6 protein-coding genes and 1 pseudogene are annotated in these 7,649 nt (G+C 36.4%); 3 read left to right on the plus strand and 4 right to left on the minus strand.

Going from position 1 to position 7,649, the window contains the following annotated elements:
• The 3 genes from AX662_RS09595 to AX662_RS09605 all read left to right on the plus strand — a co-directional run.
• A partial coding sequence (locus tag AX662_RS09595) for a bifunctional glycosyltransferase family 2/GtrA family protein (RefSeq protein WP_156430710.1) occupies window positions 1-1,027 on the plus strand: 1,027 nt, incomplete at its 5' end.
• On the plus strand, window positions 1,017-3,242 hold the full coding sequence (locus AX662_RS09600) for a glycosyltransferase family 2 protein (RefSeq protein WP_060972323.1): 2,226 nt from the start codon (window positions 1,017-1,019) through the stop codon (window positions 3,240-3,242). The genes AX662_RS09595 and AX662_RS09600, both read left to right, overlap by 11 nt.
• Window positions 3,239-5,179, plus strand: a complete 1,941-nt coding sequence (locus AX662_RS09605; protein WP_060972324.1) for a hypothetical protein — start codon at window positions 3,239-3,241, stop codon at window positions 5,177-5,179. Before AX662_RS09600 ends, AX662_RS09605 begins: the two co-directional genes overlap by 4 nt.
• 112 nt (window positions 5,180-5,291) lie before the next feature.
• Here the strand turns inward: AX662_RS09605 and AX662_RS09610 are convergent.
• The 4 genes and pseudogenes from AX662_RS09610 to AX662_RS09625 form a co-directional block, all read right to left on the minus strand.
• Window positions 5,292-5,483, minus strand: a pseudogene (locus AX662_RS09610) (DNA polymerase); the annotation flags it as partial.
• A complete protein-coding gene (locus AX662_RS09615; protein ID WP_173018555.1) occupies window positions 5,483-5,938 on the minus strand; it encodes a hypothetical protein in 456 nt (151 codons plus the stop codon). The pseudogene AX662_RS09610 and the gene AX662_RS09615, both read right to left, overlap by 1 nt.
• Window positions 5,939-5,952: 14 nt before the next feature.
• Complete coding sequence (locus tag AX662_RS09620; protein ID WP_060972326.1) at window positions 5,953-6,639, minus strand: helix-turn-helix domain-containing protein; 687 nt, start codon at window positions 6,637-6,639, stop codon at window positions 5,953-5,955.
• An 8-nt stretch (window positions 6,640-6,647) separates the two neighbouring features.
• Window positions 6,648-7,508, minus strand: coding sequence for an ImmA/IrrE family metallo-endopeptidase (locus AX662_RS09625; RefSeq protein WP_060972327.1), 861 nt, complete (start codon window positions 7,506-7,508; stop codon window positions 6,648-6,650).
• Window positions 7,509-7,649 lie beyond the last annotated feature (141 nt).

Raw genomic sequence — 7,649 nt, forward strand, 5'->3', positions numbered from 1 at the left:
TGAACCTGATGACCGTTTGTTGGAACTTTTGAAAAATATTCGGGATAAGGAAAATCAAATGTTTGACATTATTCTAGTCGATGACGGTAGTGGAGCTGATTTTGCACCGTTATTTGCAATAGCGCAGAGTAACTATGCTTGTCATTTGCAAAGACATGCTGATAATAAAGGAAAAGGTCGTGCTTTAAAAACGGCTATTTCATATATTTTGGACAATTTTCCTAATGCCAAAGGAATTGTGACGATTGATTCTGATGGTCAACACACCTACGAAGACATGATGAAATGTTTGGCTGAATTTTTGCAACATCCTGATAGTTTGGTGCTGGGTGTTAGAACATTTGAAAAATCTGTTCCTTTACGTAGTAAATTTGGAAATTTATTGACAAGAGACGTCTTGGGGGCTATGACAGGTGTGAACGTTTCTGATACGCAAACGGGACTTCGTGTGATTCCTATGTCATGGTTGCCAAAACTCTTAACCGTGGAGGGTGAACGGTATGAGTTTGAGATGAATATGTTACTTGAGGCAAAAGAGGACAATATTCTGATTTGTGAAGTTGGCATTGCAACGATTTATTTGGATGAAAATCAGTCGTCGCATTTTGATGTGATTCGTGACTCGATTAGAATTTACAAGGTTTTCTTCAAGTACATTTTTTCATCATTGTTTTCCTTCTTGGTTGATATTGTTGCTTTTACGATTTTAATTTCTTTGTTTAATGGATTGAGTTTTAGTGCGGTGACGTTAGCTTCGATTTTAGCGCGTGTGATATCATCTGTTGTTAATTTCACCTTGAATCGTAAGGTGGTCTTTAAACGAGGTCAATCAAATAGTGCGATAAAATACTTCACTTTAGTGGTAGTACAGATTGTTTTGTCAAGTTTATTGGTAACAGTTCTAGGAAATGCCTTGACGACGCTGCCAATTTCATTGGTGAAGATTTTAGTTGACGGTACACTTTTCATTGTCAGTTATTTTGTGCAAAAACATTTGATTTTTAGTGGAGGTGAGAATGAAGACTAGTAAGAGGATACTCTATTTCGTTGCATTTGTAACGACTGCCTTTTATTTAACTTGGCGTTTGGTGGCGACTATTCCGTGGCATGATTCATGGTTTGCGCTGATCTTTGGGATTTTATTGTGGGGAAGTGAGGTAGTTTCAGCCATTACAGGCTACATTCTCATTTGGAATAAGCAAAAGGACTTTGAGCTTGAAAAGCCTGAGATTGCTAAGGAGCGTTACCCAGATGTGGATGTTTTGATTGCAACGCATAATGAGGATCCAGAGTTGCTTTATAAGACGATTAATGCCTGCACTTTTATGGAATATCCTGATAAGTCTAAGGTGCATATCTACGTCTGTGATGATACCAATCGTCTAGAAGTTGCCAAATTGGCTGATGAGCTTGGTGTTGGTTATTTTGGTTTGGCGGATAATAAAGATGCCAAATCAGGAAACTACAATAATGCTTTACGTCAGACGTCATCACCTTTGGTGGCGACATTTGATGCGGATATGATTCCTTATCGTGAATTCCTGTTGGAAACTGTGCCTTATTTTGTTGAACAAGTTGAGGCTTATGAAAATGGTGACGATTATGATAAGTCAAAAATTGGTTTGATTCAAACGCCACAAAGTTTTTACAATGCTGATATTTTCCAATTTAACTTGTTTTCAGAATCAACCTTACCAAACGAACAAGATTTCTTTTCCAAAGAAATTAATGTTTTCAATAATTCGCACGGTGCAGCGCTTTATACGGGGTCTAATACGCTTATTTTCCGCAAGGCGATTGAAGATGTTGGTGGTTTTCCGACAGATACCATTACGGAGGATTTCGAGCTAGGTGTTCGGATAAATGCGGCTGGTTATGTAAATTATTCGACGAAAAGTCCAATGGCTAGCGGGTTAACGCCAACAGATTTGAAGAGTGTCATCAAACAGCGCGTGCGCTGGGGACGTGGCGTTATTCGCAGTAGCTACAATATGAATATCTTCTTTAATCCCAAATTGACAAAGGGGCAAAGAATTGTTTATATTAATGGCTATCTTTATTGGTGGTCTTTCTTTAGACGGTTATTGTATATCTTGGCACCGATTTTATATACGGTTTTCCATGTGCGTGTGGTGGTGTCAAATATCTGGCTACTGTTCCTATTCTGGTTGCCAAGTTTCGCCTTGACACGCTTGTCAATGCGAGAAGTCTCAAAACGATACCAAACACAGGTTTGGGGAGAAATTGTGGAAACGATTTTTGCTCCGTATTTGTTTATTCCCATGATGTTGGAGTCCTTTGGCATTAGCAATAAAAAATTTAAGGTGACACGTAAGGGAAATTATACGTCGTGGACGTTGTACCTTTATGCGCTTCCTTATCTTGTTTTATGGGGATTAGCCGTTTATGGTTTGGTGACTTTTAACTATGGAAAATTTGGTTCAGAGCTTTTTTATGGAAGTATTATCAGTTTTTGGTTGATTTATCATATCATCAATTTGACCTTTGCGATTTTCTGTGCGCTTGGTCGTCCGATTTATCGCTCAAGTGAGCGTTTTACTGTTGATGAAGCTATGGTTATTGAGGTTGATGATGATTCTTACCAAGTGAGAGTCTGTGATATTTCAGAAACGGGGATTTCATTCTATACGGATTTACCATTGTATTTGCCGAAAGAAAAAGAACTGACGCTTAATTTGCAATCACGTGATTACCATGCGAGGGTAAAAGGTCATGTTGTTCGTGTTTTTGCGATTGATAATGGTTGGCGCTACGGCGTTCAATTTTCAGAAGTTCCTGAAGCTGATAAGCGCGAATTTTATCAGTACATTTATGACCGCATTAATCACAATCTTCCGAAGGAAAAAGACCCTTGGATGACAACATGGGATGATTTACTTGAGAACTTTAGTCAACGTTTCCAAAATAATGAACGTCCTGTTTCAGCCTATGACCAAGTAGCTTTTCCGAAAGTTCGTGTCAATGAAGAGGTTCATGTTGCTGGAAAAAAATGCCAGCTTAGAAAGACAGATTATTATTACATGACATTTTCTGGAAAATTGACAAATCCTAAAAAAGAACCGAATGTCGCATTTACCTACAAAGATTTGCCAATTCAGTTGACTTTTGTGTCCTATGATACTGATAGAGACGAGTCGCTTTATCGAGTTACCAATTTAGCGGATTTGGATAGCTTACCTGCTTTTAAAGCCTTAGCAAATGAATGGAGAGGGAGAGTATGATTAGTATTGCTAGATTACTGTTGTTCTTTGTGATTACCATGGGGTACAATGCCTTTTTCCGTAATACTGTGAAGATGAATCGCAGTCTGACATGGGTGTTTACATTTTCAGTCATTACATTGGTATTGTACCTTGGTAGTCTGTTAGGCTTTATGTTGCAGACCGTGTATGCCATTTCTGTTTTGGGCTGTCTTTTGAGTCTTTATTATCTTTGGGCGGTATGGAAAAAGAAATATCGCTTTAGGAGACTTGATTATATTGCGCTTGGAATGATGGCTTATTTGCTTTTGTTTGGAATAACGCTCTGGCATTCACCGCTTTTACATTATGATAATTTTACGCATTGGGCAACGATTGTAAAATTTTTCCATATCAATAATGCTTTGCCAACACAGCAGGATACGATTATTAGTTATTATACCTATCCTGTTGGAAGTTCACTTTTCATTTATTTTTTCACGACTATCGTAGGCTTTTCAGAAGGTAGTATGTTGGTCGGGCAATTCTTCTTGATTGCTTCCAGTCTTTATGCCATGTTTGCGGCACTTCGTGATGATCGACGTGTCTTAATGGTTAGCATGATTTTTGCTTCGTTTGCTGTTTTTAATACGTTCAACGTTGCTATTCGATTAAATAATTTGCTGGTTGATTTTCTGCTTCCGGCCTTGGCCTTGGCAGCCATAGCAGGTTGTTTTGTCTATCGTAATCGTTTCTGGTTTTTGTCGCTAAATACGGCGGTAATTCTTGGATTATTAAGTATCGTCAAAGTAAGTGGACTTTTCTTTGTCGCTCTCGTTTTAGTAGTTTATGTGGTTTGTATTGTGCGTTTACTTGTTCGTAAAAGAGCACGTTTAAAAGTACTAGTGCTGCTCATAATGACCTTGCTGGTCAGCTGTCTTCCTTTTGTTATTTGGCAAAAGCATGTGACGGATAATTTCCCAAATGCCTCAAGTGCCAAGCATGCGGTGTCCATGTCAGAACTTGGTCAGGTATTGACTGGAAATCTGTCAGGCGTCCCACAAAAAATTATCACTCTTTTTGTCAAATCGGTGTTCACGTTTGACAGTTTGGCAAGCAATGGAATTTTGATAATCAATCTGATTATGCTGATTGCCTTTATTGTGATTGGCATTCGTTTGAAATATAAGAAATTTGTCTTGTTGACTTGGGGATTTGTTAATATTTCGATTGTGACTTACTATATTGGCATTTTACTCATGTATCTGACAGCAATGCCGACTGATGAAGCGTTAGAATTAGCAGGATTTGAGCGCTATGCTTCGAGCATCGTTATCTTTGCTTTTGGTTGTTTGACCATGGCTTTAGCATGGGTAATGGACAAGTGTCTGTATGAAAAAATCATTAGTAAACGTAATGCTAGGTCTTACAAGAGCTTATTTAATAAACACTTGTACCAATACGCGAGCCTTGTTTTGACAGTTTATGCCATTGGAATGTTCTTGTCAGAAAATAATAGCATTGTTTACAATAACAATCAGGAAACAAACGAGGTCGCAAAAGAAATTCGTCAGTTTACTGGAAGTCAGAGTAATTCGTCAACGGATAGAATTTTGGTTGTAACAGCAGATAAGGAGAATGTAGATAATTATTTTGCCCAATATGCTAGTCGTTATTATCTGTGGGATGTCAATGTTGATGCCAGAGAAAATTTTGTGTCGGTTGACCAAAAATTTTTAGATTTAATGGCATCATACAGCGACAGCGCAACAAGTTATTACCTCAGCAATAAAAATATCGATACTAGAGATGATTCCAATTTAACAGACGATGACTTTATTGCACTCTTAAAAACGTATGACGAAGTCTTGATTTTAGATGACCATTATACGTTTAATGCCTTGACGAAAAAACTATTTGGTCGGACATATTCCCCAGGATTGTATAAAGTATCAGATATTCTTGCTGGAAAAGGGTAAGTTTTCTAGCTTTATCAAGCATAAGTCTTGATATTTCAAATAAAATATTCTATTATAACAAAAAATATGTAGAAGGAGGCGGAGTTTGTGACTTCGCCTCTTGTGGTGCTCAAAAGACTTTCTTGAACATTGGAGAGGAAGCTAAGATAAATCCGTTTGAATTATCTGCTCTAATCATCACACAAAGCGAGGTCCTTAAAGGATGCAATCCACGTTCCACACACTCAACACTAGCATAGAAAAATCTCATATCTACAAAAGCAATATCAGATTTTGGTTCTCGTGAACAATCAAAATAGCCCATTATCTATCTCTTTTATATTTGTTTTCCCAATATTCCCTCTCACCTTTTCCTATGCCTTCTGGTAGTTGCTTCAAACATTGTCCCATACTTTGATATTTAACAATTTCAGTTATTTCAGCCAAAGAAAGTCGATGAGATGCTCTGCTAAAGTCCGTATCGAAGTAATCAACCTCTTCTATTTCAACTAAAATCTCATAATTTTGATCAAGATAATATTTAATTTCAGATGGTACTAACTTCTCTGATTCTTTAAAAAACAAATGAATATGGCCGTTTGAAGACAACAATCGTTCTCTGATATTAGTTGATTTTCCAATATAAAAACAGACTTTTTCATCTTCTAAAATGGCAAAAAACTTATATACGCCCACAATATCTTTTTCCAAAATTTCTGAGGGGATAGTGATATTCCTCATTTTAGCTTTTTCTAATTTTGCTTTATACGTCATTCCCATGGTATTCTCCTAACTTATACCTCTAATGGCATAAAGTCTCCTACAATTTTACCCACAATACGAGGGTTTTCATCATAAGGAATATAGATGTCCTTATAATCCTTGTTAATAGAAACTAGGCGTAGCCCCTCTTCCTCACGGTAGACTTTCTTGATAAAGGTCTGAAAGTTCCACACTACAGCATAGACTGCTCCATCATAATCAAATCCTGTCTCGCGAATAAGAGCAACCGACCCGTTTTGATATTTTGGTTCCATAGAATCACCAGATACCCACGAGGCAAAATCATGAGCTAGTTCTTCATTAAAATAAACAGTGTCGTAGTTTTGATCATCGTAAACTGATGCACCAATACCAGCAGACATTTTTTCGTAAACACGATATTCATAAAGTTTTTCTGAAACTGATATCACTTGGTGGGTTTTCTCTTTTTGAACCAAGTCACGAGCATATTCTACTACTTGATTTTTCCCTTTATTCGACAATGTATTATACAGACGAACAATCTCAATTTCTGTAAAGTAACCTTTTGGTACTCTTAGTATTTGTTCTAGTCGTTGTACTTTCTCCTTGGATGGTTCTTTCACTCCACGTTCCCATGCTGAATAGGCTTGATAGCTGATTCCTAATTGATCTGCTATATCCTTTTGAGTCATTTTTAGCTCTTTTCTACGAGCTTTTAGTTTTTCTGGTTGATACATAGTTCACCTCACATTAATAGTAACTCTAATTCTGCCTTTTTTCTTGCCTCTTCATCTGAGAATTTTTCTTTATCCCAAACATATGCAATCGACTTTCCTTTGTTATAAACAAGCCACGTTTTTAAATTGCCATTATTATCTTTAATTGCTTTCCAGTTATCTTGATTTAATAAATTTGGGTATTCTTGGCTTGTTACAAAACCTACTTTACTCACCCTCTGCTTAACCTGATTAATAAGAGAAGGTTGAAACTGATGGAACTCCTTGATAATTTGTTCTCTGATATCATGAAACAAACGAAAAATAGAAGCATTCTTCCCTTCAATATAGGCCTCAACTGCTTGTTTGATTTCACTATCTTTATCAGGATAATGTTCCCGTAGAAAGTCCAAAAGACGAAAAAATAAAGCCTGTTTTGAAACTTCGAGACTATTTTGTACTTGATCGAAAGTATCATAACTAAAGTAAATTTTTGATAAAAGGACAATATCCGGCATCAATATCACAGCAGAAAAAATATTCGCCTCTCGTTCTAGCAAATTCTCTTGATTATCAATAGATTCTGAGAAATAATTTCCATCATGTTTAAGCATAAAATGCCCTAATTCATGACACAGTGTGAAATTCTGTTTTACTTTTGGATTTTCTCGTTCATAAGAAAAACTAATCCCTAATTCATCAGCTACTGTCAAACCTTCTATCTTATGGTTAGAAAAGTGGTGACTAATCACTTGAATTTGGTACTTTTGGATACAATACTGAAAAAAATAATTGAAACTATAATTCAATAATGAGATATTATTATCCTTCATGTACTGGTATAATACATGTTTTGTAGACTTACTTATTCTTGCATATAACTTATCCAAAGAACAATACCTCCTTTAAATATGACTCACAGATAACTAAACCTTTTTGATTGAGTTCATTTTATAAAAAAAGTGGACAATTGTCCACATGCAAAACTTGTTCCAAGAATTTTTTAGGCTTGTTATCATCATAAATACTGA

The sequence above is a fragment of the Streptococcus sp. CCH5-D3 genome (genome assembly GCF_001556435.1).
In the GTDB taxonomy this organism is placed as follows: domain Bacteria; phylum Bacillota; class Bacilli; order Lactobacillales; family Streptococcaceae; genus Streptococcus.

Bases quoted from the DNA above. Each gene is read 5' to 3' on its own strand.
- AX662_RS09600 (WP_060972323.1), top strand. From the start codon at position 1,017: ATGAAGACTAGTAAGAGGATACTCTATTTCGTTGCATTTGTAACGACT.
- AX662_RS09605 (WP_060972324.1), top strand. From the start codon at position 3,239: ATGATTAGTATTGCTAGATTACTGTTGTTCTTTGTGATTACCATGGGG.
- AX662_RS09620 (WP_060972326.1), bottom strand. From the start codon at position 6,639: ATGTATCAACCAGAAAAACTAAAAGCTCGTAGAAAAGAGCTAAAAATG.
- AX662_RS09615 (WP_173018555.1), bottom strand. From the start codon at position 5,938: ATGGGAATGACGTATAAAGCAAAATTAGAAAAAGCTAAAATGAGGAAT.